Raw genomic sequence first — 26,222 nt, 5'->3', positions numbered from 1 at the left:
AGTAAACTAGATTACCAATTCCCGTCGCACATATCGTCGAAATTGGTGTCGAGTGTTGATTCTATTTTGGCAAATTCGTCCATGGCGAGCTTAAACATTTTTTCATTTCCGTAAATAAGATAAAAGTATTCATCAGTGTTTCTTATTAAGCAGTAATCGCCTGCGTATACCATTGACAGTACGGATAGGTGTTTTGCAGGTAGCCCGCCATCGTAAATCAACTCAAACATAGTCGCTTTGCTATAAGCGAGCTCTATGTAACCTCGAGCAAAAAGATTATATTATTGCAGCTTTAATAGACCGGCGCTAATTAATAGAACAGCGACAATTATTATGTTTTTCAGCATCATTCTTCCTTGAATTAGTCATCTTATTGCCAGTCTTACAAGTCTTGATTGATTTCATCCAGTGACAAGCTAAAGCTTTCAATAAAATGCGCTCGAAAATACTTAACCGCTGGATCTGGGTTGTCGTTTAATACCGCTTCTAAGCGTTGTTTGGCCAAGGTAAATTCTTGGTTACCAAACTTAAGCTCATCAAGGCACTTAATGTAGGCACACAGGGTATCGGCGGATTTCACCAATTGCTTGTAGCGCTCATCCATTTTGCTGCTGTCAATCAGTGCTTGATAATCGCTTCTAAAGTCAGCGGGGATCATCTCTAACAGCTTTTGCTCGGCAATGGCTTCAATCTTTTTATATTCGGTTTCAATGTCTTTATTAAAGTATTTCACCGGGGTGGGTAGATCGCCGGTTAATATTTCTGAGGCGTCGTGAAATATTGCCATAGTCGCCAATTGATTAGCGTCAAAACTGCCTTGGTAAAACTTATTGTGAATCAGCCCTAATGCATGAGCCACCATGGCCACCTGTAAGCTGTGTTCCTGCACATTTTCCGGTTTGTGATTGTGCATCAGCGGCCAACGCATGATCAATTTCATGCGGGCAAGGTGGGCGAAAAAGTGGCTCATATTGCGTCCTTATTGGTTTTTATAAACGGTGCCGCCTTTCATAACAAAAGGCACATCCAGTAGCGTGGAAAGATCGTCAAGGGGCGAGCGCTCTAGGGCAATAACGTCGGCGTATTTGCCGGACTCTAAGGTGCCCAGTTGCTCACTCATATCAATTAAATCTGCGCCATTAATGGTGGCGGAGACCAAAATGTCCATGGGCTTCATGCCGGCTTTTTGCATTAGCAGTGCCTCTTGAGCATTTAAGCCGTGTTGGCTTACGCCCGAGTCGGTACCAAAGGCGATTTTAACCCCGCCTTTGTGCGCTTTTTCGAAGTTTGCCAGCATATCGCCACCTACACGAATGGCTTTTGATTTAATGGCCGGACTCATAAATTCTGAGTGAGTCGCCATGTGCTTTACGGTGTCGCCAGCGAGCAAGGTGGGCACTAAATAGGCGCCGGTTTGCTTGAACAGCTTTATGGCTTTGTCGTTGGTGTAGCTGCCGTGCTCAATGGAGTGTACACCAGCCTCAAGGGCGGCAATAATGCCATCTTGGTGGTGGGCGTGGCTGGCCACTTTACGGCCCATGCGCTTGGCGGCGCGAACCACTTCTTTTAGCTCATCCATTTCCATTTGTTGGCCGGTGCCGGTGGCGCGATCGGTAAGCACGCCACCTGTGGATGTGATTTTTATGAGATCGGCACCGTACTTGATGGTGTTACGGGTGGCGCGGCGACAATCAAATGGGCCATCGCAGACATTAGGAGAGGTCATCATCTCCATCAGTTTAGGCTTAACACCGCTGACGTCAGCGTGGCCTCCGGTGATGCCAACACCGCCGGCGGCGATAATGCGCGGACCGTCAATCCAGCCTTCGTTAATGGCGTCACGCTGAGCGTACATGGCTTGTGGCGACGAGCCCACATCGCGCACTGTGGTAAAACCGGCCATAAGCGTGGTTTTGCCGTTTTTAACGCTTTGCATTTGCATCAGTTCATCGGACATTTTAAGCGCGTCGGAGTCATTACTTGGCCCAAGCTCGAATTGCAAATGAACGTGCATATCCATCAACCCAGGCATAACAAACTTGTCTTTTAGGTCCACTACCTCAACCTGGCCTTGAAACTGGTTGGCCGCTATATAACCGCTGCGTACCTCAACAATTTTGCCGTCTTCAATGACTAAGGTTTGTTGCTTGGTTGGGGCTTTACCGGGAATGGCAAGCAGCTCTCCGGCGTGAATTAGGGTGGTGGCATGTACAGGGCTTGCAGCAAGCAAACCCGTTAAGGTCATGGCAATGGTTAAGGCTTTCATGGCGACTCCTGTCGGTTAATTGGCTTCCTGCGCGCACTCCTTACTGCCGGTAATTGCTCAGGAATTGTTCCAGCTTCTCTATCCCTTGAATCAAATCTTCGCGGTGGGGTAAAAACACCAAACGAACGTGATCCGGCTCTGGCCAATTAAATCCGGTGCCGTGGACGAGAAGAATTTTTTGTTGTTGTAGTAAATCTAACACCAAACGCTCGTCATCGATCAAGTTGAATTTGCTTTTATCTAATTTAGGAAAGCAATACATAGCGCCTTTAGGCTTAACGCAGCTCACGCCGTCGATGGCATTAAGCGCCTCGTAGGCGGCGTCTCGTTGGCGGGTTAAACGGCCACTTGGCAACACCAAATCGTTAATGGACTGATAGCCCCCGAGCGCGGTTTGAATGGCGTGCTGGCAAGGCACATTACCGCAAAGTCGCATACTGGCGAGCATGTCTAGGCCTTCAACGTAGCCGTTGGCAATGCCTAAATTACCGCTGAGCATCATCCAGCCTACCCGAAAACCGGCGGCGCGATAGGCCTTAGACAAGCCATTAAAGGTGACGGTGAGAATGTCATCGGACAAACTGGCGGCGGGTATGTGCTTGGCCTCGTCGTAAATGACTTTGTCGTAAATCTCATCGCTGAACAAAACTAAATTGTGCTGGCGACACAGTTCAATAACTTCAAGAATCAGCTCTTTTGAATAGACAGCGCCGGTGGGGTTGTTGGGGTTAATCAGCAAAATGCCCCGAGTGCGGGGGGTAATCTTGGCGCGCATGTCGTCTAAATCTGGAAACCAACCGGCTTGCTCATCGCATCGATAATGCACCGCAGTGCCGCCGGCTAAGTGGGTTGCCGCGGTCCACAAGGGGTAATCCGGGGCAGGTATCAGCATTTCATCGCAGTTGTTTAGCAGTCCCTGCATGGCCATCACAATAAGCTCTGATACGCCGTTGCCAATGTAAACGTCTTCCACATCCACCCCAACAATGCCTTGGGTTTGATAATGCTGCACTACCGCTTTACGGGCGCTAAATAAGCCTTTCGCTTCGCAATAGCCTTGGGATTGAGCGGTGTTGGCAATAACGTCGCGAATCACTTCTTCTGGTGCTTCAAAACCAAACGGGGCAGGGTTACCAATATTGAGCTTTAACACCCGGTGGCCTTCGTCTTCAAGGCGCTTGGCTTCTTTAGCCACCGGTCCGCGAATTTCATAACAAACGGAATCGAGTTTGGTGGACTTAAATATTGGATGCATGCTTGGTCTCAGGTGGTTGGGTCGGCAGTTGTTATACTGGCACAATAGCGAAAATAGTGAATGATAGATAGCACTTAGGACACAAAAAAAGCGGCGTATGAGCCGCTTTCATGTGTTGTTGCTGCGAGCTTAAGCTTATTCAGCCAGCTCCGCTAAACACATTTCGTCGTAAATTTGCTTAACCCAAGCATCTACACGCTCATCGGTCAGCTCAGGTTGGCGATCTTCGTCGATGCCTAATCCTACGAAGTGGTTGTCGTCAACCAAGGCTTTCGAAGCTTCAAATTCGTAGCCTTCAGTTGGCCAGTGGCCAATGACGATGCCGCCTTTATCGGTAACAATGTCGCCCACCATGCCCATGGCGTCGAGGAAGTATTCCGCGTAGTCTTCTTGGTCGCCACAGCCGAAAATGGCCACTAGCTTGTCGGTAAAGTCGATTTGCTCGAGCTCAGGGAAAAAGTCATCCCAATCGCACTGAGCTTCGCCGTAATACCAGGTTGGAATACCGAACAATAATAAATCAAATTCTGCGATCTCTTCTTTGCTGCTCTTGGCGATGTCTTTTACATCCACCATTTGCTTGCCAAGACGCTTTTGAATCATTTTAGCTACGGCTTCGGTGTTGCCTGTGTCGCTTCCGAAAAAAAGACCTACTGTTGCCATGATTTACCTTACTCTTGAGTATCTTGTAGCGACGACGCCAATAATTCGGCATCATCAGGTAACAATTCGTTAGTGAGAATTGTTTCGATTAATTGACTGCGGCTGATATTACTCGCCAAGGCTGCATTGTTCAAGGCATCTATCAGTCGTTGTGAGACTTTCACCTCAATACGCTTAAGACCGTTAGCGCGATCACGTAATATTTGGTTGCGCTTATTGATCTTAACTTGTTCTGCCCGGTTAAGCGGGTTCGTTCTGGGGCGACCTCGGCGTTTCTCGTTTTCGAACAAGTCGATGGTGGTTCTGTCGTTATATTCTTTTGCCATGATTAGCCGATACCAGAGCCTTCCCAAGAAATTTGGATCAAGCCTTTAGCAATGAATCCTGCGCAGCCTAAAAACAACACCAACCACACAATGTATCGCCCAAACTTCGGCACATTGCCTTGTTTTAATACGTCGTGTATTGCCATGCCGATAAAGAAGAAAATGCCGGCAAATAGCAAGTTCATGCCAATGGCCTCAAAGTTTTTCAGATTCTCTGCAAGCATGTTAACTAACCCGTTATGGTTGGCGATAATTTGGTGACGCGGGATAATAGCATAAGCAGGTTCGCTCAGTCATGGTTTGTGGCGTTTAAAAAATCCGCAACCAGTTTGTTAAATGCTGCTGGTTTTTCGGCGTGCAGCCAATGGCCGGTACCGTTAATGATTTTGGCTTTAGCGTTGGGGAATTGGCGAACAATGTCGGCCTGATGCTCGGCGGTGATGTAGTCGGAGTTAGCCCCTTTTATAAAGAGTGTAGGGCCGGTGTAGCTCAGTTGGTGTTTGGGCCAGCCAATGATTTCATGGTAATGACTTTTCAGCGCTTGTAAGTTCAGTCCCCACTGGAATTGCCCTTGTTCTCGCTTTAGATTTTTTAACAAGAAGGCAGCGGTGCCGGCATCGATTCCGGCGGAGGTTAAGTGGCTCATGGCTTGTTGGCGATTGTCGATTGCCTGCAAGTCGAGGCTTAACATGGCGTCAAATATCACACCGTGGTGATGGTTATAGGCCACCGGCGCTATGTCGGCAGCCACCACAGAGCGAATGCGCTTGGGTGCCAGCAAAGCGGTATAAAGTGCAATTTTTCCACCCATGGAGTGGCCCACTAGCTGACAGGTTTCTATTTTAAGCCAATCCAAAAGGGCAATAATGTCTTTGGCAAGGCTTGGGTAGTTCATGTCATCTACCCAAGGGCTTTGGCCGTGATTTCTTACGTCAACGCTTATCACTTGGTAATCTTTTTCCAGCTCAAGTGCTAGATTTCTGAGGTTTTGGTGATTGCCAAAAAGACCGTGAATCAATACGACACATGATCCTTCTCCGCTGCGTTGGTAATGCATTTTTTGGCGCCCTTGTAAAAATGAGATGGAGATTTTGCCTAGCTGAAGATTATTTGACAAGCCTAGTAGTCGCAAAAGGTTTGCCTATGTATAATTCTGTTCCAATAAAACTTAAAAATCGCTGTCTAGGTACAAGGGAAATTGGTTGATGAAATACATAGAAGTAGATGAACAACTTTATCGTTACATTGCAAGCCGCACTATTACTATTGGCGAAAGTGCCTCGGATATCTTACGCCGAGAACTTAATTTACCGCTGAAAAAAGAAATCGAACAAGAAACGCCAGCAACCATCAGTCAACCGGGTTTGGAAGTGGCTGATAGCGCTGTGGCCGAAACGGCGGCGGATAGCGTTGAGGCCGTGACGAGTGTAGCTGATTCTTCGGATTCGGTTGCTCCTGTAACTCCTGCGGATTCGGTAGCTTCGGTAGAGAGTGAGCACAGCGATGAAACTGCGACCGGTGAGTTACAAAGTTCGGGCGCGGCACCGCGCTCTGTGGCGGATTATAACCACCTGACTTCAGATTCTAACGTTGAACAAATGAAAGGGGCGGTGGGCCGCTTTTTGTATTTGCTTGAACAAGTTCACAACAGCGATAGCGAGTTATTTAGCAAGGTGTTGGACGTTCAAGGTAAAGGACGTTTGTATTTTGCCACCAGCAAAGAGGCGTTGTTGGCGTCCAGTAAAACCGCCAATCCAAAGCAAATCGGCAGCAGCGGCTATTGGGTTACCACCAATAATAATACCGCCCGCAAACAAGCAATTTTGCGCGATGTTTTGCAGCACCTAAATTGTGAAGAGACGTTAGCGAAAAGCATAGCTCAGCGTATTTAGTACAACTGTTACAAAGGATTTGTTGATGGCCATTCATCCACGCGCCGGAACGTTAGCGCAGGCTCAAGATTTGATCGATGTGCCTGCATTGTTGTGCGATTACTACAATCTGATTCCGCATCCTGATAAACCGGGACAAGCGGTAAGCTTTGGAACATCGGGCCATCGAGGTTGCGCTCAGCTTATAAGCTTCAACGAGACGCATATTTTGGCGGTTGTGCAGGCGGTAGTGGATTATCGCCTTGCTAATGGTATTAACGGCCCCATGTTTGTGGGAATCGATACCCACGCTTTGTCTCGACCAGCCTTGTTCAGTGCGTTACAAGTGCTGAGTGCCAATCAAATTCAAGTTATTTGTCAGTCCGATAATGGCTTTACGCCAACGCCTGTGGTGTCTGAGGCGGTTGTGCGCTATAACCGCGAGCACTCGCACCAAGCCGATGGTCTTATATTAACGCCGTCCCACAATCCGCCCACCGATGGTGGCATTAAATACAATCCTCCCCATGGCGGTCCTGCGGATGGCGCGGTGACTAAGGCGATTGAGGATGCGGCAAATCGCTACATTCGTGCCGGGCTTGAGGGCGTTAAACGCTGTAATTTGCAACTGGCTAAGGCCAGCGGCTTGATTTCGTATCGTGATCTCATGGGAGAGTACGTTGCGCAATTAGGCAAAGTGATTGATCTCGATGCGATAAAGGCGGCTGATATAAAGCTTGCGGCGGATCCGTTAGGAGGGTCGGGCGTTGCCTTTTGGGACGCGATTGCTGCTCAGTACGAGCTTGATATCACCACCTTAAACTACCGTGTTGATCCGAGTTTTGGTTTCATGAGCTTAGATAAAGACGGCAAAATTCGCATGGATTGCTCATCGAAATACGCCATGGCCAGCTTGTTAGAGCGACCGCTCGACTATGACATTGCCATTGCTAATGATCCCGACTTTGATCGACATGGTATCGTTTGTCGCGACGGCGGTTTGATGAATCCGAACCACTTCTTGGCTGTGTGTATCGATTACCTAGCGGATCATCGTCCGCAGTGGGGTAAACAAATCCACATAGGTAAAACCTTAGTGTCGAGCGCTATGATTGACCGCGTATGCGCTTATCACGGGCTCACCATGGTGGAAACGCCGGTGGGCTTTAAGTGGTTTGTGGATGGCCTAAGCACCGGTGAGGTTGGATTTTGCGGCGAAGAAAGCGCCGGCGCCTGCATGTTAACCCTAGCGGGCGATACTTGGTGTACCGATAAAGATGGCATTGTCTTAGGGTTACTGGCTGCTGAAATACTAGCCGTAACCGGACAAACGCCGGCACAACGCTACCGAGAGCTTGAGCGCAAGCACGGGCGCGCTTTTTATCAGCGCAACGACGCTCCCATAAAAGCCAAAGCCAAGCAAGCCTTGCTCGCGGTGACACCAGAGCAGATCCAAGCTGATGAGCTGGCGGGTGAAGCCATTGTCGCCAAGCTCACCAAAGCCCCAGGCAACCAAGCGGCCATTGGTGGCATTAAGGTCTGCACCCAAAACGCCTGGTTTGCGATTCGTCCATCCGGCACCGAGCCCCTATACAAAATCTACGCAGAAAGCTTCGTTTCAGCCGAGCACTTAGCGCAAGTCATTGCAGAAGCCGAGCAAATCATGACCCAAGCCATCAAAGCTTAACAGCAGGGGGGACGTACCCCTCTCAAAAACTGTGTCAAAATGTCACAATTTGCGGGGAGGGTACGTCCCCCCCAGTTGAAAGGGTACGTCCCCTTTAGAAGTCGCCGAAGGCGACGTGGCAGCTGGGTAGCTGATTTTTGGCGAAATAGCTTTGGTGGTACTCTTCTGCTTTATAGAACTCAACGGCGTCACTGATCTCGGTTACAATGGGGCGCTCTCCCCATTTTTTGGATTGCGCAAGTTGCGCTTTTATCTCTGAGGCAACCTGGCGTTGCTGTTCGTCGTGAACAAAGATTACGCTGCGATACTGGCTACCTTCATCTTCGCCTTGACGATTTACGGTAGTAGGGTTGTGATTGGCGAAAAACGCTCGCACCAAGTTCTCGTAATCAATGATGCTGGGATCAAAGCTGACTTCTACCACTTCTGCATGATCTGTGGTGCCGGTTTTTACTTGTTTATAACTAGGGTTTACCAGTGAGCCGCCCATATAGCCGCAAACTGCATCGTTGACACCCTCTATGGCTCTAAAGACATGCTCTACGCCCCAAAAACATCCGGCGCCGAAGGTTGCTTTGATTAAGTGATTACTCATGAAGACTCCTAATTATCAATCTGGACGTTTGGACGGCTAAACGTCTAGAGGGATTATTTGGCAGCTGCAAGAAAAATGCAAGCCAATAATCGCCTTTATGAATAAAATGCGTAAAATGTTGGGCAATTATTAGTAGTCGATCGCCAACAATAGGCGGCATAAGCGAAGGAAAGCAGCATGAGCCTTGCACTCAGCAATCAAGATTTTTTGCAATGGTCATTAACCCAAGCCAAAAACCGAGATTTCTCCCCAACTCACTACGAAATCAGCAAAGGCTGGCAAACCGCCACCGAAACGCTGCAGGTTCGAGTTCTAGACAAGGGGGTGTTGGAATTTCAAAACCTAAGAACGAATGCCACTCACGCTAAAGCCATTGTTTTATCGTGCGGTATCCACGGCAATGAAACAGCGCCCATTGAAATTTGCAACGATATCGTCAATCAGCTTTTAAAGGGCGAATTGCACTGTGCCCATCGACTAATGGTTCAATTTGGCAATTTAGAAGCCATGTTAATTGGCCAGCGTTTTGTTGAGGAGAACCTTAATCGATTATTCTCCGGCGCTCATGGCATTAGGCCTGATGACAAGTCCAATCTATCAGAACCGCTCAACCCAGAACGTCGCCGAGCGTTCGCGCTTGAACAACACACACGGCAATTTTTCCAACAAGAAACCGATACTAAAGCGCACAGAATCCACTACGATTTGCATACCGCAATACGGGACTCAGCGCATGAGAGGTTCGCGATTTACCCATTTCGTCATGGTAAGCCCTACCGTAAAAGCCAGTTAGCGTTTCTAGACAAATGCGGCGTAGATACGGTGCTTATTAGTGAACAACCGACCACGACCTACAGTTATTTTTCGTCTAACGAGTTTGGCGCAGACGCCTTTACAGTAGAGCTTGGCAAGGTTAAACCGTTCGGTGAAAACCACCATGATGACTTTGCTAAAGCCAGAAATGCATTAATTGAGTTGGTTTCAAAACCACAGCCTACAATTAATATGGATGCTTGGCAGCACATGAATTTGTATCAAATCAATCAAGTCATTGAAAAGCAAAGTCAATCGTTTCGTTTAGCGTTCGATGACCAAACCGCTAATTTCACGCCATTTGCGAAAGGGCAAGCCATCGCATACGAGGATGAGCAAGCGCTAACAGCTACGCAAGACGACGAGCGCATTGTGTTTCCTAATGCTAACGTACCCGTTGGGCAAAGGGCGCTGCTTACTGTGATCCCGGCGGATTTATCGCAGCAGTTAATGGATTAAACTAGTGGATCACAGGTGACGACTGTAAAGATTAGGTTACACTGACTGCCGCCAACAAGTGCCATGGCGAATCGTCGCAAGTTGCGGCACTGAAACCCGATAGGTAACCTTAGGTTTTGGTGCAATACACATAACAAAAGAAGATAAGTATGGGCCAGACAAAAGCCAAAAATAACATTACTCATCGTGTCAGTTTTATAGAGAAAGACGCGCTCGATATCCCTTTGCTCAAAATTCTACAGGCCGACGGAACCGTCTATGACGACGCCGTTCTGCCAAACATTGACCAAGAATTGGCCATGCGCATGTACGACACTTGCGTATACATTCGCGTACTGGACGAGCGTATGATCGCCGCCCAACGTCAAGGCCGAGTAAGCTTTTACATGACCTGCATTGGCGAAGAAGCTTCGATTGTTGGCAGTGTTGCGGCGTTGAATGACAAAGACGTTATTCTGGCGCAATATCGTGAGCACGCTGCAATTCGCTACCGTGGCTTTAGCACCGAACAGTTTATGAACCAACTGTTCAGCAACGCCAAGGATTTAGGCAAAGGCCGACAAATGCCGATTCACTACGGCAGTGCCGAATTGCATTATCAAACCATTTCCAGCCCGCTGGGAACGCAGATTCCTCAAGCAACTGGTGTTGCTTACAGCCAAAAACTCGCTGGCGAAGGCTTATCCACCATTTGCTACTTTGGTGAAGGTGCCGCCTCCGAAGGCGATTTCCACGCTGGTTTGAACATGGCAGCGGTACTCAAGGCTCCGGCGCTGTTCTTGTGCCGTAACAACGGTTACGCCATCTCTACGCCAACCGAGGAACAATACGCCGGTGATGGCATCGCTTCTCGCGGTGTGGGCTATGGCATTCGCACCATTCGCGTTGACGGCAACGATATGCTGGCGGTGTTAGCCGCCACTCAACAAGCGCGCTCATATGCGGTTGAACAAAACCAACCAGTGTTAATTGAAGCCATGAGTTACCGCTTAGGGCCGCACTCAACTTCCGACGACCCATCCGGTTATCGCTCCAAAGAAGAAGAAGCCAAATGGCGCGAGCACGATCCCGTGCTGCGCTTTAAGTTGTGGATGATCAACAAAGGCTGGCTTACTGAAGCCCAATCGGAAGCGCTTTACGAGCAGTATCGCGAAGAGGTACTTGCGCAACTTAAAGTATCGGAAAAAGTGGAAGCACCGGCACTTCGAGAAATCATTGAAGACGTTTATGACAAGCCAACACCGGATTTGGAAAAGCAATACGACGAGCTAAAAGCGCACATTGCCAACTATCCGCAGCATTATCCAAAGACGGCGAAGGGAGTAAAATAAGTGGCTAAGATCAATATGCTACAGGCGATCAATCAAGCACTTGAGATCGCCATGAAAGAGGATTCTAAAGCGCTCATCTTTGGTGAAGATGTGGGCCATTTCGGCGGAGTATTCAGAGCCACTTCAGGCTTACAAGAGAAGTTTGGTAAAGACCGCTGCTTTAATACGCCGCTTACGGAACAGGGTATTCTAGGATTTGCCAACGGTTTGGCATCTAATGGTTTTAAAGCCATTGCTGAGATTCAGTTTGCTGACTACATTTTCCCAGCCTTTGACCAAATCGTAAATGAGTCGGCCAAGTTTCGTTATCGCAGTGGCAACGAATTTAACGTTGGCGGACTCACGGTGCGCACGCCTTATGGTGGCGGCATTGCCGGTGGTCATTACCACAGCCAATCGCCGGAGGCGTACTTTACCCAAACTCCCGGCCTAAAAGTCGTAGTACCGCGCAACCCGTATCAGGCCAAAGGCTTGTTGCTGGCCAGTATTCGTGACGACAACCCGGTGATTTTCTTTGAGCCTAAGCGTCTGTATCGCGCCAGTGTTGGTGAAGTGCCTGAGGGCGATTATCACATCGATTTGGGTAAGGCCGAAGTCATGAGCCACGGTGATGACATCACCTTGTTAGGCTGGGGCGCACAACTGGAAATTATTGAAAAAGCCGCTGCTATGGCCGAGGAGAAAGGCATTAGCTGCGAAATCATTGATCTGCGCAGTTTAACGCCTTGGGATGTTGACACCGTTGCCGAATCGGTTCGAAAAACAGGCCGTTTGCTCATTTCCCATGAAGCGCCGCTTACCGGTGGCTTTGCGGGTGAAATCGCCGCGCGCATTCAGCAGGAATGCTTTTTAAGCCTAGAGTCGCCTATTTCAAGGGTTTGCGGCCTAGATACTCCCTATCCGCTGATTCATGAAAAAGAATACATGGCGGATCAATATAAAATTTATGAGGCCATTGTAGCCTCCGTGAATTATTAAGGAGTCTGGCGTGGCTAAAGATTTTATATTACCCGATATTGGCGAAGGCATCGTTGAATGCGAGCTGATGGAGTGGATGGTCGCAGAAGGCGACAGAGTTGAAGAAGACCAAGCAATTGCCGACGTTATGACAGACAAGGCGTTAGTGAGTATTCCAAGCCCTCATGCGGGCGTTATTACCAAACTTTATTACGATAAAGGCGACATTGCCGCGGTGCATAAACCGCTTTTTCAAATCGAAGTGGATGGAGAGCAAACAGGCGATGATGGTCACAGTGTTGCAGAAAGCTCTGATAAAAGCTCTGATAAAAGCTCTGACCAAGCGGCTTCTGTAACTGCACCGAGCGCAGCAAGTGGCGCTACCCAGATCCACGACTTCTTGCTACCCGACATTGGTGAAGGCATTGTTGAATGTGAGCTAATGGAATGGTTGGCGGAAGAAGGCGAGGCGGTTAAAGAAGATCAGCCGGTAGCCGAGGTTATGACCGATAAAGCTTTGGTGCAAATTCCAGCCATCGCTGATGGTGTTATTGTTAAGCATTACTGCGCTAAGGGGCAGGTGGCTCAAGTGCATAAACCGCTGTTTGCCATCGAAATAGCAACAGAGGCGAGCACCGAGCAAGCGCCGGTGAGTGATACGGGCTCAACGGCGACCAGCAGCGACCAGACACAGACAATAGCGCCAAAAACGGTACAGCCGAAAACGGTTCGACCAGGCAAAGCGCTGGCCAGTCCCGCGGTTCGTCGATTGGCACGGATCAAAGGCGTGGATATTGCGCAAGTGCCGGGTAGTGGCGACAAAGGGCGGGTGTATAAGCAAGACATCGAAGCTTTTGTGAAGGGGGATCAACCTGTTCAAGCAACTGCGCAAGCCGCAGAGCCTTTAGCGAGCACAACGGTATCGTCTCAACAAGATAAAGTTGAGCCAATTCGCGGTGTTAAAGCGGCCATGGCCAAAGCGATGACGCAATCGGTGTCCACCATTCCGCACTTCACCTATTGCGAAGAGTTCGATATCACCGAGTTAGTAGCCCTTAGAAACGACATGAAGGCCCGTTATCAAACGGACACCTTAAAGCTCAGCATGATGCCGTTTTTCATTAAAGCGTTAAGCGAGTCGATTAAGCAATTTCCGGTGATGAACGCTCGAGTTAATGACGATTGCACCGAGCTTACTTACGTGGCGGATCACAACATTGGTCTTGCGGTGGATTCGCCCATAGGCTTGTTGGTACCAAACATTAAGCAATGCCAAAACAAGAGCATTTTGGAAATTGCCCAAGAACTGACTGACATTATTAATCAAGCGCGAGCAGGGCGTTTAGCCCCTACGCAAATGAGCGGTGGCAGCATTTCTATCAGCAATATTGGTGCCATTGGTGGCACGGTTGCTACACCTATCATCAATAAGCCAGAAGTGGCGATTGTGGCGCTCGGGCGCACCCAAACCCTGCCAAGGTTCGACGACGCCGGTCAGGTTCAGGCTCGTCAAATTATGCAGGTGAGTTGGTCGGGCGATCATCGCGTCATCGATGGTGGCACTATTGCTCGTTTTAATAATTTGTGGAAGTCGTTTTTAGAGAAACCGCAAACCTTATTGGTTAATCTTCGCTAGCGCTTTGGCGACACGATTTTTACTTAAGATAATGAGCGCAGCCCTTACCGGCTGCGCTTTTTTATTGGAGAGCAAGGGAGTATAATGGCCCAATCTTAATAACAAAGCAGTAGCACTATGAGTCAATTTCTGGACGTTGCGGCGATGGACTATCCGTTCCCGCCCAAACCACAACCCCTAAGCCAACAACAAAAATCGGCCTATATCGAGCAAATTAAAGCCTTGCTAAAGCAGCATAATGCCGTTTTGGTTGCTCATTACTATACCGATCCTGAAATTCAAGCATTGGCGGAAGAAACCGGCGGGTGCGTTGCGGATTCGTTGGAAATGGCTCGTTTTGGAGCAGAGCACCCAGCCGACACTCTGGTTATCTGCGGTGTGCGCTTTATGGGGGAAACCGCCAAAATATTAAGCCCCGAGAAAACCGTGCTCATGCCAACACTCGAGGCGACATGCTCTTTGGATCTGGGTTGCCCAGAAAAAGCCTTTAGCGAGTTTTGCGATGCCCACCCCGATCATACTGTTGTGGTTTATGCCAATACCTCGGCAGCGGTAAAAGCCCGCGCAGATTGGGTAGTCACCTCGAGCATTGCTCTTGAGATTGTTGAGCATTTGGACTCAGAAGATAAAAAAATCATTTGGGGACCCGATAGACACCTTGGTAGCTATATTGCCGAGCAAACCGGCGCTGAAATGCTGATGTGGCAGGGTGCTTGTATTGTTCATGACGAATTTAAAGCCAATGCTATGCGCGAGCTTAAAGCTCAAAACCCTGGTGCGGCGGTTTTGGTTCATCCGGAATCGCCTGCTAACGTGGTAGCACTAGCCGATGCGGTCGGCTCCACCAGTCAGCTGATTCAAGCCTCCCAGGACATGCAAAACGACACCTTTATCGTGGCAACGGACAAAGGCATTTTCTATAAGATGCAGCAACTGGCGCCCAACAAAACCTTCATTGAAGCGCCAACCGGTGGTAATGGCGCAACGTGCAAGAGCTGTGCGCATTGCCCGTGGATGGCGATGAATGGCTTAAAAGCGATAGAATCGGCTTTATCGGACTCAGATAAAAGCACTCACGAAGTGTTTGTTGATAACGAGTTGGCTAAAAAGGCGATGATTCCGCTTGAGCGCATGTTGAATTTTGCCAAGGCGTTAAAAATGAAGGTTAAGGGCAACGCCTAGTCGTCAGTGCTTGGCTTGAATAGCAAAGCCAAGAAAAAAGCGGCCAAATAGGCCGCTATGATAGAGACGTTGCTCCGCCCTGCAGAACACTTAGGAGCGTCGTCTTTACTTTCTTAGGATTTGTGCAGTAATCCATAAGAAAGGCCCGATTTAGAAAAGTAGTTCATCGTTTTGCTTTCATCGAGCAGTTGCAGAATACCCATTTATGAGTAGTTAAACGAGTTTTTTATTTCCAAAGTAAAGCTCAGCCTCATATTTCGGTATTATTGTGATCGGCACAACTGTTTGCTCAGCAATTGCGCGATTGCAAAGCTTGCACGGGTTTTTGCTTGACCCTCTGCTGTGATTTGCGTAAAGTAGCGCTCCGTTGCCTATAGCAACGATTGGTGAGTTGTCCGAGTGGCTGAAGGAGCACGCCTGGAAAGTGTGTATACAGCAATGTATCGAGAGTTCGAATCTCTCACTCACCGCCACATATAAAACCGAGCGCAAGCTCGGTTTTTTTCGTTTGAGGGAGAGGTTAGAACTCTCGAGAGTTCGACAAAAAGGTAGGACACCTTTTTGAATCGCCGAAGGTGCCCGCAGGGGCAACAACAGGACGTTGTTGAATAATCTCTCACTCACCGCCACATAAAAAAAACCGAGCGCAAGCTCGGTTTTTTGCTATAGGGGAGAGGTTGACCCTTCGTTGTTAGTTTATCCGCTGCTATTGCGCTTCATGCGTTACCCGCCCATTCATAACCGTCATTAACAGTGGAATTTGATGAGCGGTCCCTGGCTTGGCGTCATAGGGGTCTGATTCTAAGATAACCAAATCGGCATACTTGTTCACCTCTAGGCTACCCACTTTATCTTCCATGGCTAACATCCAAGCCGCATCAATGGTAATGGCACGCATAGCCTGATGTATGGTCATAGGTTGCCAATTGGGAGGAAATACCTCGGTATTGTTAGGATTTGAGATATCGATACCAGTCGTCGCGCCATCGACCACAAACAAAGGTGCTTGCATGGTAGGTGAGGTGCTGGGTACGTCAGCAGAAATACTGACTTTCACGCCATTACGGGCAAAGTGGGCATAGCGCCCTAAAGAAGTGTCGATGCGCGGATAACCAATCATTCTTTCATTGTCTAATTTGCCGCCACCAAAAGTGTTGGTAAAACTGGGTGTTGAGTTAACCGGAATTTGATTCTCTATGATGCGTTTTTGGTCGTCTGGGTGAACCCAAATCGCGTGATGCAGGGCACTGCGACTATCTGGATTGATTTTTCGGGCTTCTAATATAGCATCCACCGCCGCTCGCGATGAGCGATCACCGTCGGTATGAATGAAAACATCTAACCCGGCTTTCGCCGCCTTAGTAACGATGGCCATTGTTGTTTCGGGCTGTACGTTAAACTTTCCGCGATGGGTTGGCTGGTTTTTATAAGGGTCGACAAAGGGGGCTGTGCCGGCAACCGTATTACCTTCGGGGTGGATTTTTAAGCTTCGAGTTCGCAATATGTCACTGTTATATTTCTGTTTCATCCGCGCGCCAAAATCGACAAAGCGATGAGGATCGCCCACCGGCGTTTTAAAAAACGGTTGGGCTTGAACCCTCAGCGGTAACTTATCAGCGTCAGCCCATTCTTGCAGGATATCCATTGCCGTTACGAAGTCCTTTTCCATCCCGCCGTGGACGTCTTTTATGTTCGGCGTAACAATGCCAGGAACTAAAACCATGGTTGTGCCGTTTCGAGCCGCTAAGTTAAGCAGGTAGTCAGCGCTTTCCGGAATCATAGCATCCGGATCCCACGCACCGATATCAATGTAGGATTGAAACCATTGAATTTCGATGGCGGCACCGGTTGGGTTGCCATCGTCATCGCGCACCCAGTAAGTAACACCGGGCACAGCGTCAGGCGTATCTTTGGTGACATTGCCGGCTTCTAGCGCGGCGCTGTTAAGCCACGCATCGTGAATAGTGTTATCAAGAATTATGGCTGGACGGTTGGGTACCGCTTTGTCGAGATCGGTAGCAATTGGCATGCCTTCCAGCATATTTTTGTCCCAACCAACGCCTTTTATCACCTTGTGATCGGGGTTTGCTTCAGCGTAAGCTTTAATTTTAGCTAACGCTTCTGCTTTTGAGGTGGCATCGTATATTTGTACGCCGGAAGTCGTCCACCGCGATGCAATCAAATGATCATGAGTGCTTATGAAGCCGGGTAAGACGGTTTTACCTTTCAAATCGATGACTTGAGTATCGGTTCCTATTAGGCTTTTAGCGTTAACTGCCGAGCCTACCATCACAATTTTATTGCCTTTGATGGCCACAGCCTCAGCCCGTGGTTGCGTCTCGTTCATTGTCCGCACATTTGCATTGGTGTAGATGATGTCTGCTGCTTCGTTAGCCAACGCAGTAAAGCTTGTGAGTGTGAGTAAAATTATGATTCGATTCAAATTGCACATTCGTTTCACCAAACTGGTTAATACAATCTTAATTTTAGTAAAGACTAATAAAGACTGACGCGCCAACGCTATCGATGAATGTTGGTTGAATGAAGGTTAAAAAAAACCGAGCGCAAGCTCGGTTTTGGGTAAAAAGGATAGGGGGCCTTACATTGAAGTCGTGAAGGTGCGGGCGACTACGTCGCGCTGTTGAGCTAAGGTGAGCGAATTAAAGCGAACCGCGTAACCCGACACTCGAATGGTTAGCTGTGCGGCTTCGTTCACAATGGCGTGGTCATCGTTGCTTGCATTGCCGGTTTCGATCCGCTCTTGAGCATCCATCACTTTTACTAAAGTTTCACGATCCAATACGTTTACATTAAGATGCTGGCCGCCTTCTCGAAATGCCGGTGCTTCTACTGCTACTTCTCTGTAGTCAAATTCGCCCAACTCACTTTTGTTGACGAGCTGATCGGCGTTGAACAACTCACCTTTGGAGGCTAAATGACGCATCTCGTCAGAGGTTGTGTCTAACATCCAGATAGAGCCTACTAAAGCATCGTTTGCCGCGGATGTAATTTGAATTCCAATAACCTGACTCATAATGTACTACCTCTTGAATGTACTCTTGTTGATAAGGAAAACTAAGACGCTCTCCTAGCCATTGCCGGCGCGACTTTACCTTAAACGGTCAATTTAGACAATGGCTTAATGGTTTCAATAAGTGAGCAACAGAGCGTCTGTGCTGTGGTATGGTTAGTTATGCTCATTCTCATACCAAGGGTCGTTCGATGAAGGCCAATCTTTTAAGTCCTGCTTGCCTCGGTTCCATGACGCTATCCAATCGCGTGGTGATGGCGCCGATGACCCGAGCCCGCACCACTCAACCTGGGAATGTCCCGAATGCACTCATGGCCCGCTATTATCAGCAGCGAGCCAGCGCAGGCTTAATTATCACCGAAGGTGCGCCGGTATCGGCTGCGGCTCGTGGCTATTCGCTCACGCCGGGTATCTATCAGCAAGCTCACATCGATGGCTGGCGCTTAATAACTGAGGCCATCCATCAACAAGGAGGCAAAGTGTTTGTGCAGCTTTGGCACGTTGGTCGCCGAGGTCACTCTCGCATTTCCGGGGCACAACCCTTGGCTCCGTCCGCACTAAAAGTCGCCGACAAAGTGTACGGACCTTTGGGTGATGGTGGTTTTGGCATGATTGAAACGCAAGTGCCTAAAGCGATGGACCGGCATGATATTGAGCGAACTCAGCAAGAGTTCGTACAGGCTACGCGTAATGCGATGGAGGCCAACTTTGACGGCGTTGAAATTCATGGTGCGCATGGTTATTTGTTTGACAGCTTTATGCGCATGAGCAGCAACAAACGTGATGATGATTACGGGGGCTCTCAACAAAACCGTATTCGAATGCTAGTGGAAACGACTCAGCGAGTTGTTAACGCGGTGGGTGCTGACAAGGTAGGGGTTCGGATTTCACCTCACTTGTTGGAAAAAGGAGGCCATCGAGATCCTGAAATGGCGGACTTGACCATTAAGCTATTACAAGCGCTCGAGCCGTTAGGGTTGGCCTACGTTCATTTTTCCGAGAACCCGTCCAACGATGAATCAGCACCTAATGAGTTTCGTTGCAAGGTGAGGCAAGTATTCAGTGGGCAGGTAATGTTAGCCGGTGGACATACCGACCATTCTGCACAATCTATAATCGAGCAGGGTTTGGTGGACTTTGTGGCGTTTGGAACCGCCTTTATTAGTAATCCAGATCTGGTTGAGCGTTTTTCGCATAATTGGCCGTTAGCGACCTTAACAGAGCAAGCTAGTCAGCAATTTTACGGTGGCGATGATAAAGGTTATTGCGATTATCCCAGCTATCAGGCATCAATAGTGACTTACTGAGGTGAAAAAAATGAAAGGACATAAATACCAATTTACGATTGAGCACCTTGAGGACAATAAAGGCAATGCGATTGCAGCAAGTCCGTTAAGCTTTGAATTGCGCAATAACGAAGACTTGTTTCATATAGTCTCCCAAATGAAGGGTAAATTGGAATTAAGCGATGATGAAGCGACTGAGTTTGCAATTGGGCTTAAGTTGTTTGGGCAGGTGCTCATTAATCATCGCAACCATCCAACCTTTAAAGCACTTAAGCCCCATTTTACCGAGTTTATGAAAGCGGTTAAGAATAACTAAAATGCTGTAAATTACCCAATGTAAACATCACCTAGGCACACAATGAGTGTGGTTTGTAACACCACACTAAGCTTATGCATTTGTTAGAGTGTGGCATTCATTCTTTAAGATATTTAACTGGTTGAATGTTATGACTAAGACACTGGTATTTGGATTGCTAAGCTTGAGCTTGTTTGGATGCTCTCAAGCGCCACAGTCAACCGAGCAATCCGCTGTCCATGAAGATTATCACTACAATGTGCTTGATCAAAAAACTCATCAACTGCGAACCATCGAAATAGCCGACGCCACCGATTGTGAAAAAAATGCGACCGACTGGGATCAATGTGACGTGAATCATGATAAGACGGTTAAAAAATCGTAAAGTAATACCAACATATCGATGGTTCATGAAGGAAGAATATGGTGTTTCGCAGTATGTTGGTTGTTGGGATGAGTTTTGCGGTATTGGCTTTGAGCGGCTGTGTCAGCTACGAACAACCGAATGACGATCCAACAGGTTTAGCGCCCAATCAAATTATCTATAGCCAAGGAGCCGCGTGCACAGAGATAAAGCGGCAGTGCGGACCTAGCTTTTATCGGGAAAAACTCGACACTAACGGTCAGCGAGTTTGCCATTGCGACAAAACTCGCTAAAAAAAGGGGCCAGGCCCCTTTTTCTTTTTTAGGAAAGGGGGGCCTGGCCCCCTTTTTGGTTACTGGGCGCCGGGCTCGGCAAAGCGCGTCATCCAATCTTCCACTTGGTTGTACCAATAAATGGAGTTATTTGGCTTCATGATCCAGTGATTCTCGTCTGGATAATAAATCATCCGCGACTCAACACCACGGGTTTGCAAGGTTCTAAACAGCTCAAAACCTTGACCAACAGGCACGCGGTAATCCAATTGACCATGGATAACCAAGGTTGGTGTATCAAATCCATCGGCAAAATAATGCGGTGAGATGCTCTTATAGATTTCTGGTTTTTCCCAGTAGTTGCCAAAGCGAGTACTGTGAACCGAGAAGTCCGCCGCCATTTGCGAATACATGTTATAAACCGCAGCGTGAATCAGCAGCGCTTTAAACGGGTGATCTTCGCCAAGAATAATCGAGGTTAGGTAGCCACCATAACTGGCACCACCGGCCACCATCCGGTCGCTGTCGATGTAATCTTGCTTTTCAAACCACTCGGTGGCTTTCATCACATCTTCAAGTGACTTGTTCTTCCAATCCGGGTTAATGCTATCGGCAAAGTCTTGTCCGAATGAGCTAGAGCCGTGGAAGTTTGGCCACGCGGTTACATAGCCCCAAGAGGCAAAGGTTTGGGCGTTCCAACGAAAATGGAAACCATCGGAAATGGCATTGTGAGGACCACCATGAACCAACATAAATAGTGGGTATTTCTTGGTTTTGTCGAAGCCCGGAGGATAGTGAACCCACATTTGAATGTCTTCGTCGTTGTAGCCTTTATAAGTCACCGACTCGTAGGTACCAAGATCCACATCTTTTAATATGTCGTCATTAAAGCTATCTAAACGGGTTGTTTTGCCGTTACGTGTATCAACTTTTACGACTCTCGGAGGGTATAAAAAGCTATCGTTTGCCGCGACCATGATTCCGTTTTTAGAAATGGACGGCGCGCCAAAGTTGGTGTTTTTAGTAATGGCGTTAACCTTGCCGTTACTGGCGTTGATAGAATAAATGCGACGCGTGGCAGCATCATCGATGGCGGCGTAGAAACCTTTGCCGTTTGGCATCCATACAAAACGAGCAACGGAACGATCCCATTCTGTGGTAATGACTTTCTCAGAGCGTTTTTTTACATCAAACAGAACTAAGTTAGCGGTATCGGCATAAAAGCCTGGGATCAACTGACGAGTAAAGGCCAAGGTTTTACCGTTTGGACTGAATAACGGATTGGCATCCGGCGCCTGATTGTCAGGGGTTATGTTGTCCGCTTTGTCACCGCCTATTTTACCTAAGAACAAGTCAACCTTAGGATCCACTTGGTTGTCGGAGCCGTTGCTGTTAAAGGCAATGTAGGTTTCGCTTGGATCGACGTCGTAGCTGTAAGAGCCTTGATTGCCTCGAGGTAACTCAAGACTGAAGTTTTGGGTCACAGGCTCAATGTCGCCGCCTTTAACCGGAATTCGGAATACGTGCGCACTGCGCTCTTCGTCTATCCAGTGATCAAAGTAAGAGTAAGGCAGGGCGTTCCATTGGTGCGCCGAGACTTTGTTGTCTTTGTTCTCTTTTAGTTGAGACTTCATGGCTTCCCAGTCTTTACCCGGGAAAATGCGACTTATAAAGTAGATGTGCTCGCCGACCCACTTAATGCCATAAACGCCACCCGGAACTTGGGTTAAACGCTGAGCTTCACCCGCTTGATTCATGGGCAGTAAATACACCTGACCGGCGTCGTCGTTTTCGCGCTTACTGATAAAGGCTAGGGTATTGCCATCTGGACTGAAGGTGGCTTCGCTCGCACGCAAGCCTTCACTGGTAAGCGGGCGTTGGCTGTTGCCTTTGCTGTCAAACAGCCACAACTGAGTCGCGCCCTTATCGCTTTCTACGTTAAATTTGGTTACCGGAGCGACAACGTGTTCGCCGTTAGCGGAAATGATGGGGTTACCAATGCGGTTTAACTTCCAAAGTACTTCTACGGAAAGCGTTTGAGATTGTTCGGCCGTTGCGTGGGCTAAAGGCACGAGCAAGCTCAGAAGCGCTATCATTAGCTTCTTCACAAAGTATCTCCTTGTTGTAGGGTGTTGTTATTGTAGGCGCAGTAAATTTTGCGCTCGCCAAGATTGCGACTCAAGTATAACCAGCTCAAACGAGAATGGTTAATCTTAACTGGTCTTATGATTGTTAGAGCGGATTCTCCACGAGAATCACAGCGCTCGCGCGGATCGATATTATGAAAAAGTAACAATTCGTTATCCATCTGTTAATTAATGCAGCTTCGCTTTATAGTTTATGGCAAAGGTTTTGAAATTAAGGCAAGCATGTCATGTTCGAATGGATATCGAGTCCAGAAGCTTGGGCCGCATTAGCGACCTTAGTAGCGCTGGAAATTGTGTTGGGCATCGACAATATTATTTTCATTTCAATATTGGTTGGGCGATTACCAGAAGCTCAGCGAAATAAAGCTCGACAACTGGGCATTGGGCTGGCGATGTTAAGTCGACTATTACTCTTGTTTAGCTTGGTATGGGTAATGGGGCTGGTGGAGCCCTTATTCAGTGTTTTTGACCACGAACTGTCGGGACGCGATCTGATATTAATAGGCGGCGGCTTGTTTTTAATCGCAAAGTCCACACACGAAATTCACGCCAGTTTTGATGTGCCAAGCGAAAGCAGCAGCACCTCAACCTACGCAAGTTTTAGCGCCATATTGATACAGATAGCCATTCTAGACATTGTATTTTCGCTGGATTCAGTGATTACCGCTGTAGGCCTTGTGGATCATCTTTCTATTATGGTGATAGCCGTAGTGTCCAGTGTGCTGGTGATGTTGTTTGCTGCCAAACCAATCGGAGAGTTTGTGGACGCCAATCCAACGATAAAAATGCTGGCGCTGGCGTTTTTACTATTGATTGGCTTTACTTTGGTGGCTGAGGGATTTGAGGTTCATGTACCGAAAGGGTATATATACTTTGCTATGGCTTTTTCTTTTGTCGTGGAATTGTTGAATATAGCCAATCGAAAGCGTCGTAATATCAAGCAATTAAAATTAAATAGAAAGCTGACCAACAGCAAGGATGTTGTTTAATTATGATGACCATTTATGGTGATACCCGCAGTGGTAACTGCTTAAAAGTTAAAATGATCTGTGATTTATTGGATCTTGGCTACCGCTGGCAAGATGTAGACGTACTCAGCGGAGAGACCCGCAGTGCCGAGTTTTTAGCCATCAACCCCTCCGGCAAAATACCCGTTATTCAATTAATCGATGGTCGGGTGGTTAGCGAGTCTAATGCCATATTGTATTTCCTAGGGGTCCATTCCCGTTTATGGCCAGAGGATCCCTTTGAACAAGCCCAAGTTATGCAGTGGCTTAATTTTGAACAATACAGCCATGAGCCCAACGTCGCGGTGGCCCGCTTTATTAAGTTGTATCAAGGTTTACCCGCTAACCGCGCGGCGGAGCATTTGCGCAAGTTACAAGGAGGCTACCAAGCACTGGCGGTCATGGAACAACATCTAGCAAGGCGCCGTTTCTTGGTGTCGGAACACCTTACCATTGCCGACATCAGTTTATACGCCTACACCAGTTGTGCTCACGAAGGTGGCTTTGAGTTAGGGCGTTTTCCAGCGGTAGCGCGCTGGCTAATGCAAGTGGCCAGTGAGCTATTAGGCAACAAACAAAGTGAGTCTATTCATGACTAGTCGCCTAAGCCAAATCTGTTGCTACCCAGTAAAGTCCGCAAAAGGGCATAGCCTTGACCAAGGCTACATTAGCGCTGAAGGTCTGCACTTTGATCGCCGCTTCATGGTAGCCAAGGCAAATGGCGACATGGTGACCGCTCGCACCCATCCCCAATTGGTGCTCATCAATGTCGCTTTTGATGGCTATTTGCTTAAGCTTGGTTATCCTAACCATGGCGACATCAAATACACTTTGCAATCAAAACCAATGACGCCTCATCCAGCGACGGTTTGGGGCGACAACTTTAGTGCTTACCACGTGAGTGAGTCCATCGATCAATGGTTGTCAGTTATCGCCAACGAGCCGGTCAAACTCTTATACTGTGGTGAACAATCCAATCGCCATGGCGCTGAGATTAACCAAAGCCTGTCGATGGCGGATGGCTATCCGCTGTTGCTGATTAGCCAAGGCTCGCTTGACGAGCTTAATCGACGCAGCCCCGATACGCATAGCATGGATCAATTTCGACCTAATTTGGTTGTTGACTGCAGTGAGCCGTTCATTGAAGACAGCTGGGATATTATAGAGATTGGTAGCGTACGTTTTAAAGTGGCTAAGCCTTGCAGTCGATGCAATTTCACAACGGTAAATCCGAATACCGGACGTTATCATCCACAGCAACAACCGCTCATTACGTTGTCGGAGTTTCGAGCCGATGAGCGAGGCGAGGTGATGTTTGGTCAAAACCTTATCGCCTTAAATGAGGGAGAGATTAAGCGTGGTGACGCCCTAAAGGTCATCAGTCACAAAACCGCACCCGTTTATCATGATGACGCCACAAGCACCAACCGCACTCCCAGCCAACAGATTACCGCTCAGAAAAAGCAGGCGCAACGTACTGAGCTGGATATCACCATTAACGGTCAGCGATTTCGCGGTAATAACCACAGCTCTATCCTAGAGCAAGCCATTGCCGCCGGTATTAAGGTTCCATTTAAGTGTCGAGCAGGTAAATGTGGCACCTGCGCTATGACGCTCATCAGTGGCGAGGTTGACTCCAGTGCTATGGCCACAGCAACCACAACCGATGATCAAATTTTATCGTGCAGCTGCACGGCTCTATCTAACGTCGAGCTCGCTTTAGAGCCTCCAGTCATGAACAAAAACAACAGGAAAACGTCATGAAAACTCGGATAGTCGCGATGTTAATCGCCGCGAGCAGTTATTTAATTGTGAGCGATGCTCAATCGCAAGCACCCGCAACGGCAACCATGGCTGATAAGCTGACCATAGAACAGTGGCCAGTAGAGTGGGGCGGTCGACCGCGGGATCCGTTCGTAGCACCTAATGGTCAGGTTTGGTTTTGCGGACAAGATGGTAATTACCTCGCGCGCTTAGATCCGCAAAACGGAGAAATGAAACGTTTCCCGTTGCCTAAAGGCACTCACCCACACAATTTAATCGTTAGCCAAGACGGTCAGGTTTGGTTTGCCGGCAATCGAGATGGCTACATTGGCAAAATGGATCCGAATACCGGAGCCATACAACGCTTTGCAATGCCCGCTGGTTTGCAAGATCCGCATACGCTGGTGTTTGACAAGAATGAAGACATTTGGTTTACCAGCCAGCACAGCAACGGCGTGGGGAAATTGTCAGTCAAAACACAGCAGGTAACCAGCATTCCGATGCATACGCCAAAGTCGCGACCTTATGGTATAAAGCTTGATAATCAAGGTCAGGTTTGGGTGGTGTTACTGGGCAGTAATAAGCTGGTTCACATCAACCCGAACAACTTTGAACTTACCGAGTATACGCTCCCTCGAGAGCAGGCTAGGATGCGTCGATTAGAAGTGGATGACCATAATGGCATTTGGTATTTAGACTACAGCCAAGGCTATGTAGGACGATTCGACGCTAAAGCCCATACCTTCGAAGAGTGGCCCATGCCTAGGGGCGTAAACAGCGGCCCCTATGGCAGTGCACTCGACAACAACGGGATTTTATGGACGGCTGCAACTCGGGTTATGCCGAACGTGATGGTTGGGTTTGACACCAACAGCAGAGCCTTTGTCAGCGAAACGACCATTAGCGCCGGTGGCAGTGTCCGTCACATGTATTTAAACCCAAAAACCAATCGTTTTTGGTTCGGCATTGATAGTGGCTACATTGCCGTCGCCACCCCTAAGGGATAGGAACAATC

The 26,222-nt window shown here is 48.2% G+C and carries 27 protein-coding genes and 1 tRNA gene; 16 read left to right on the top strand and 12 right to left on the bottom strand.

The features are described 5' to 3' along the window. Nucleotides 1-11 precede the first annotated feature (11 nt). The 8 genes from CLC91_RS10780 to CLC91_RS10745 all read right to left on the bottom strand — a co-directional run bounded on the left by CLC91_RS10780 (nt 12) and on the right by CLC91_RS10745 (nt 5,567). Nucleotides 12-230: a hypothetical protein gene (locus CLC91_RS10780; RefSeq protein ID WP_095500426.1), complete on the bottom strand. Its 219-nt coding sequence runs from the start codon at nt 228-230 to the stop codon at nt 12-14. A 152-nt stretch (nt 231-382) separates the two neighbouring features. Beyond that, a complete protein-coding gene (gene yfbR, locus CLC91_RS10775; RefSeq protein ID WP_095499258.1) occupies nt 383-970 on the bottom strand; it encodes a 5'-deoxynucleotidase in 588 nt (195 codons plus the stop codon). 9 nt (nt 971-979) lie between these two features. After that, on the bottom strand, nt 980-2,266 hold the full coding sequence (locus tag CLC91_RS10770) for a metal-dependent hydrolase family protein (RefSeq protein WP_095500425.1): 1,287 nt from the start codon (nt 2,264-2,266) through the stop codon (nt 980-982). 40 nt (nt 2,267-2,306) lie between these two features. Next, nucleotides 2,307-3,521, bottom strand: coding sequence for a pyridoxal phosphate-dependent aminotransferase (locus CLC91_RS10765; protein ID WP_095500424.1), 1,215 nt, complete (start codon nt 3,519-3,521; stop codon nt 2,307-2,309). 135 nt (nt 3,522-3,656) lie between these two features. Then, nucleotides 3,657-4,184 carry a flavodoxin FldA gene (fldA, locus tag CLC91_RS10760; RefSeq protein ID WP_095499261.1) on the bottom strand — a complete coding sequence of 176 codons (528 nt, stop codon included), beginning with the start codon at nt 4,182-4,184 and terminating at the stop codon, nt 3,657-3,659. Between the two features lie 8 nt (nt 4,185-4,192). Continuing rightward, entirely contained in the window at nt 4,193-4,510 is a 318-nt protein-coding gene (ybfE, locus tag CLC91_RS10755) for a LexA regulated protein (RefSeq protein WP_095500423.1), read from the bottom strand. 2 nt (nt 4,511-4,512) lie between these two features. Beyond that, the gene (locus tag CLC91_RS10750) at nt 4,513-4,734 is read right to left on the bottom strand and encodes a DUF2788 domain-containing protein (RefSeq protein WP_095499263.1); all 222 of its coding nucleotides are present in this window, start codon (nt 4,732-4,734) and stop codon (nt 4,513-4,515) included. 65 nt (nt 4,735-4,799) lie between these two features. Continuing rightward, nucleotides 4,800-5,567 (bottom strand): alpha/beta fold hydrolase, encoded by a 768-nt coding sequence (locus CLC91_RS10745; protein ID WP_095499344.1) that lies wholly within the window; start codon nt 5,565-5,567, stop codon nt 4,800-4,802. A 148-nt stretch (nt 5,568-5,715) separates the two neighbouring features. On the opposite strand from CLC91_RS10745, the gene seqA reads away from it, so the two are divergent. After that, complete coding sequence (gene seqA / locus CLC91_RS10740; protein WP_095500422.1) at nt 5,716-6,402, top strand: replication initiation negative regulator SeqA; 687 nt, start codon at nt 5,716-5,718, stop codon at nt 6,400-6,402. A gap of 25 nt (nt 6,403-6,427) precedes the next feature. Next, entirely contained in the window at nt 6,428-8,068 is a 1,641-nt protein-coding gene (pgm, locus tag CLC91_RS10735) for a phosphoglucomutase (alpha-D-glucose-1,6-bisphosphate-dependent) (RefSeq protein WP_095500421.1), read from the top strand. A 94-nt stretch (nt 8,069-8,162) separates the two neighbouring features. Here pgm and msrA read toward each other — a convergent pair whose 3' ends face one another. After that, entirely contained in the window at nt 8,163-8,663 is a 501-nt protein-coding gene (gene msrA, locus CLC91_RS10730; RefSeq protein WP_095500420.1) for a peptide-methionine (S)-S-oxide reductase MsrA, read from the bottom strand. 177 nt (nt 8,664-8,840) lie between these two features. Between msrA and astE the strand changes: the two genes are divergently transcribed. From astE to CLC91_RS10700, 6 genes are all read left to right on the top strand, one after another. Next, nucleotides 8,841-9,935 carry a succinylglutamate desuccinylase gene (gene astE, locus CLC91_RS10725; RefSeq protein WP_095499267.1) on the top strand — a complete coding sequence of 365 codons (1,095 nt, stop codon included), beginning with the start codon at nt 8,841-8,843 and terminating at the stop codon, nt 9,933-9,935. A gap of 149 nt (nt 9,936-10,084) precedes the next feature. After that, nucleotides 10,085-11,266, top strand: a complete 1,182-nt coding sequence (locus tag CLC91_RS10720; protein WP_095499268.1) for a thiamine pyrophosphate-dependent dehydrogenase E1 component subunit alpha — start codon at nt 10,085-10,087, stop codon at nt 11,264-11,266. Next, nucleotides 11,267-12,244 (top strand): alpha-ketoacid dehydrogenase subunit beta, encoded by a 978-nt coding sequence (locus CLC91_RS10715; RefSeq protein ID WP_095500419.1) that lies wholly within the window; start codon nt 11,267-11,269, stop codon nt 12,242-12,244. It abuts the gene before it with no gap. Between the two features lie 10 nt (nt 12,245-12,254). After that, nucleotides 12,255-13,859 (top strand): dihydrolipoyllysine-residue acetyltransferase, encoded by a 1,605-nt coding sequence (locus CLC91_RS10710; RefSeq protein ID WP_095500418.1) that lies wholly within the window; start codon nt 12,255-12,257, stop codon nt 13,857-13,859. A 117-nt stretch (nt 13,860-13,976) separates the two neighbouring features. Continuing rightward, nucleotides 13,977-15,041: a quinolinate synthase NadA gene (gene nadA, locus CLC91_RS10705; protein ID WP_095499271.1), complete on the top strand. Its 1,065-nt coding sequence runs from the start codon at nt 13,977-13,979 to the stop codon at nt 15,039-15,041. A 385-nt stretch (nt 15,042-15,426) separates the two neighbouring features. After that, nucleotides 15,427-15,514, top strand: a tRNA-Ser gene (locus CLC91_RS10700). 233 nt (nt 15,515-15,747) lie between these two features. Here CLC91_RS10700 and CLC91_RS10695 read toward each other — a convergent pair. Both CLC91_RS10695 and CLC91_RS10690 read right to left on the bottom strand, forming a co-directional pair. Continuing rightward, the gene (locus CLC91_RS10695) at nt 15,748-17,484 is read right to left on the bottom strand and encodes an amidohydrolase (protein WP_158220728.1); all 1,737 of its coding nucleotides are present in this window, start codon (nt 17,482-17,484) and stop codon (nt 15,748-15,750) included. 156 nt (nt 17,485-17,640) lie between these two features. Further along, nucleotides 17,641-18,075 carry an autonomous glycyl radical cofactor GrcA gene (locus CLC91_RS10690; RefSeq protein ID WP_095500416.1) on the bottom strand — a complete coding sequence of 145 codons (435 nt, stop codon included), beginning with the start codon at nt 18,073-18,075 and terminating at the stop codon, nt 17,641-17,643. Nucleotides 18,076-18,263: 188 nt separating this feature from the next. Here CLC91_RS10690 and CLC91_RS10685 point away from each other — a divergent pair, with 188 nt between their 5' ends. The 4 genes from CLC91_RS10685 to CLC91_RS10670 all read left to right on the top strand — a co-directional run bounded on the left by CLC91_RS10685 (nt 18,264) and on the right by CLC91_RS10670 (nt 20,310). Then, nucleotides 18,264-19,379, top strand: a complete 1,116-nt coding sequence (locus CLC91_RS10685) for an alkene reductase (RefSeq protein ID WP_095499274.1) — start codon at nt 18,264-18,266, stop codon at nt 19,377-19,379. 10 nt (nt 19,380-19,389) lie between these two features. Further along, a complete protein-coding gene (locus tag CLC91_RS10680) occupies nt 19,390-19,674 on the top strand; it encodes a DUF3861 domain-containing protein (RefSeq protein WP_095499275.1) in 285 nt (94 codons plus the stop codon). 130 nt (nt 19,675-19,804) lie between these two features. Next, nucleotides 19,805-20,038 (top strand): hypothetical protein, encoded by a 234-nt coding sequence (locus CLC91_RS10675; protein WP_095499276.1) that lies wholly within the window; start codon nt 19,805-19,807, stop codon nt 20,036-20,038. Between the two features lie 38 nt (nt 20,039-20,076). Then, entirely contained in the window at nt 20,077-20,310 is a 234-nt protein-coding gene (locus CLC91_RS10670) for a hypothetical protein (protein WP_095499277.1), read from the top strand. Nucleotides 20,311-20,369: 59 nt separating this feature from the next. Here the strand turns inward: CLC91_RS10670 and CLC91_RS10665 are convergent, their stop codons facing one another. After that, on the bottom strand, nt 20,370-22,397 hold the full coding sequence (locus CLC91_RS10665) for a S9 family peptidase (protein ID WP_095500415.1): 2,028 nt from the start codon (nt 22,395-22,397) through the stop codon (nt 20,370-20,372). Between the two features lie 266 nt (nt 22,398-22,663). Between CLC91_RS10665 and CLC91_RS10655 the strand changes: the two genes are divergently transcribed. The 4 genes from CLC91_RS10655 to CLC91_RS10640 are packed head-to-tail and all read left to right on the top strand — an operon-like array spanning nt 22,664 to nt 26,214. Continuing rightward, nucleotides 22,664-23,425: a TerC family protein gene (locus CLC91_RS10655; RefSeq protein ID WP_095499280.1), complete on the top strand. Its 762-nt coding sequence runs from the start codon at nt 22,664-22,666 to the stop codon at nt 23,423-23,425. A 2-nt stretch (nt 23,426-23,427) separates the two neighbouring features. Next, a complete protein-coding gene (locus CLC91_RS10650) occupies nt 23,428-24,042 on the top strand; it encodes a glutathione S-transferase family protein (protein WP_179287579.1) in 615 nt (204 codons plus the stop codon). Beyond that, the gene (locus tag CLC91_RS10645) at nt 24,035-25,207 is read left to right on the top strand and encodes a YcbX family protein (RefSeq protein ID WP_095499281.1); all 1,173 of its coding nucleotides are present in this window, start codon (nt 24,035-24,037) and stop codon (nt 25,205-25,207) included. The genes CLC91_RS10650 and CLC91_RS10645 overlap by 8 nt, the downstream gene beginning before the upstream one ends. Further along, nucleotides 25,204-26,214 carry a Vgb family protein gene (locus CLC91_RS10640; RefSeq protein WP_095499282.1) on the top strand — a complete coding sequence of 337 codons (1,011 nt, stop codon included), beginning with the start codon at nt 25,204-25,206 and terminating at the stop codon, nt 26,212-26,214. The genes CLC91_RS10645 and CLC91_RS10640 overlap by 4 nt, the downstream gene beginning before the upstream one ends. The last annotated feature ends 8 nt before the right edge of the window (nt 26,215-26,222 follow it).

The organism is Paraferrimonas haliotis, from assembly GCF_002282895.1.
GTDB classification, from domain to species: Bacteria; Pseudomonadota; Gammaproteobacteria; order Enterobacterales; family Shewanellaceae; genus Paraferrimonas; species Paraferrimonas haliotis.
The sequence above is the reverse complement of the archived record's forward strand: the minus strand, read 5'-3'. Positions and strand labels throughout refer to the sequence as shown.

Excerpts from the sequence above, each read along its gene's own strand:
- nadA (WP_095499271.1), top strand. The coding sequence starts at position 13,977 with ATGAGTCAATTTCTGGACGTTGCGGCGATGGACTATCCGTTCCCGCCC.
- msrA (WP_095500420.1), bottom strand. The coding sequence starts at position 8,663 with ATGAGTAATCACTTAATCAAAGCAACCTTCGGCGCCGGATGTTTTTGG.
- CLC91_RS10650 (WP_179287579.1), top strand. The coding sequence starts at position 23,428 with ATGATGACCATTTATGGTGATACCCGCAGTGGTAACTGCTTAAAAGTT.
- seqA (WP_095500422.1), top strand. The coding sequence starts at position 5,716 with ATGAAATACATAGAAGTAGATGAACAACTTTATCGTTACATTGCAAGC.
- CLC91_RS10670 (WP_095499277.1), top strand. The coding sequence starts at position 20,077 with ATGGTGTTTCGCAGTATGTTGGTTGTTGGGATGAGTTTTGCGGTATTG.
- fldA (WP_095499261.1), bottom strand. The coding sequence starts at position 4,184 with ATGGCAACAGTAGGTCTTTTTTTCGGAAGCGACACAGGCAACACCGAA.
- CLC91_RS10720 (WP_095499268.1), top strand. The coding sequence starts at position 10,085 with ATGGGCCAGACAAAAGCCAAAAATAACATTACTCATCGTGTCAGTTTT.
- pgm (WP_095500421.1), top strand. The coding sequence starts at position 6,428 with ATGGCCATTCATCCACGCGCCGGAACGTTAGCGCAGGCTCAAGATTTG.
- CLC91_RS10655 (WP_095499280.1), top strand. The coding sequence starts at position 22,664 with ATGTTCGAATGGATATCGAGTCCAGAAGCTTGGGCCGCATTAGCGACC.
- CLC91_RS10675 (WP_095499276.1), top strand. The coding sequence starts at position 19,805 with ATGACTAAGACACTGGTATTTGGATTGCTAAGCTTGAGCTTGTTTGGA.
- ybfE (WP_095500423.1), bottom strand. The coding sequence starts at position 4,510 with ATGGCAAAAGAATATAACGACAGAACCACCATCGACTTGTTCGAAAAC.
- CLC91_RS10750 (WP_095499263.1), bottom strand. The coding sequence starts at position 4,734 with ATGCTTGCAGAGAATCTGAAAAACTTTGAGGCCATTGGCATGAACTTG.
- CLC91_RS10685 (WP_095499274.1), top strand. The coding sequence starts at position 18,264 with ATGAAGGCCAATCTTTTAAGTCCTGCTTGCCTCGGTTCCATGACGCTA.
- CLC91_RS10690 (WP_095500416.1), bottom strand. The coding sequence starts at position 18,075 with ATGAGTCAGGTTATTGGAATTCAAATTACATCCGCGGCAAACGATGCT.
- CLC91_RS10680 (WP_095499275.1), top strand. The coding sequence starts at position 19,390 with ATGAAAGGACATAAATACCAATTTACGATTGAGCACCTTGAGGACAAT.
- CLC91_RS10640 (WP_095499282.1), top strand. The coding sequence starts at position 25,204 with ATGAAAACTCGGATAGTCGCGATGTTAATCGCCGCGAGCAGTTATTTA.
- astE (WP_095499267.1), top strand. The coding sequence starts at position 8,841 with ATGAGCCTTGCACTCAGCAATCAAGATTTTTTGCAATGGTCATTAACC.
- CLC91_RS10770 (WP_095500425.1), bottom strand. The coding sequence starts at position 2,266 with ATGAAAGCCTTAACCATTGCCATGACCTTAACGGGTTTGCTTGCTGCA.
- CLC91_RS10765 (WP_095500424.1), bottom strand. The coding sequence starts at position 3,521 with ATGCATCCAATATTTAAGTCCACCAAACTCGATTCCGTTTGTTATGAA.
- CLC91_RS10745 (WP_095499344.1), bottom strand. The coding sequence starts at position 5,567 with ATGCATTACCAACGCAGCGGAGAAGGATCATGTGTCGTATTGATTCAC.
- CLC91_RS10645 (WP_095499281.1), top strand. The coding sequence starts at position 24,035 with ATGACTAGTCGCCTAAGCCAAATCTGTTGCTACCCAGTAAAGTCCGCA.
- yfbR (WP_095499258.1), bottom strand. The coding sequence starts at position 970 with ATGAGCCACTTTTTCGCCCACCTTGCCCGCATGAAATTGATCATGCGT.
- CLC91_RS10780 (WP_095500426.1), bottom strand. The coding sequence starts at position 230 with ATGTTTGAGTTGATTTACGATGGCGGGCTACCTGCAAAACACCTATCC.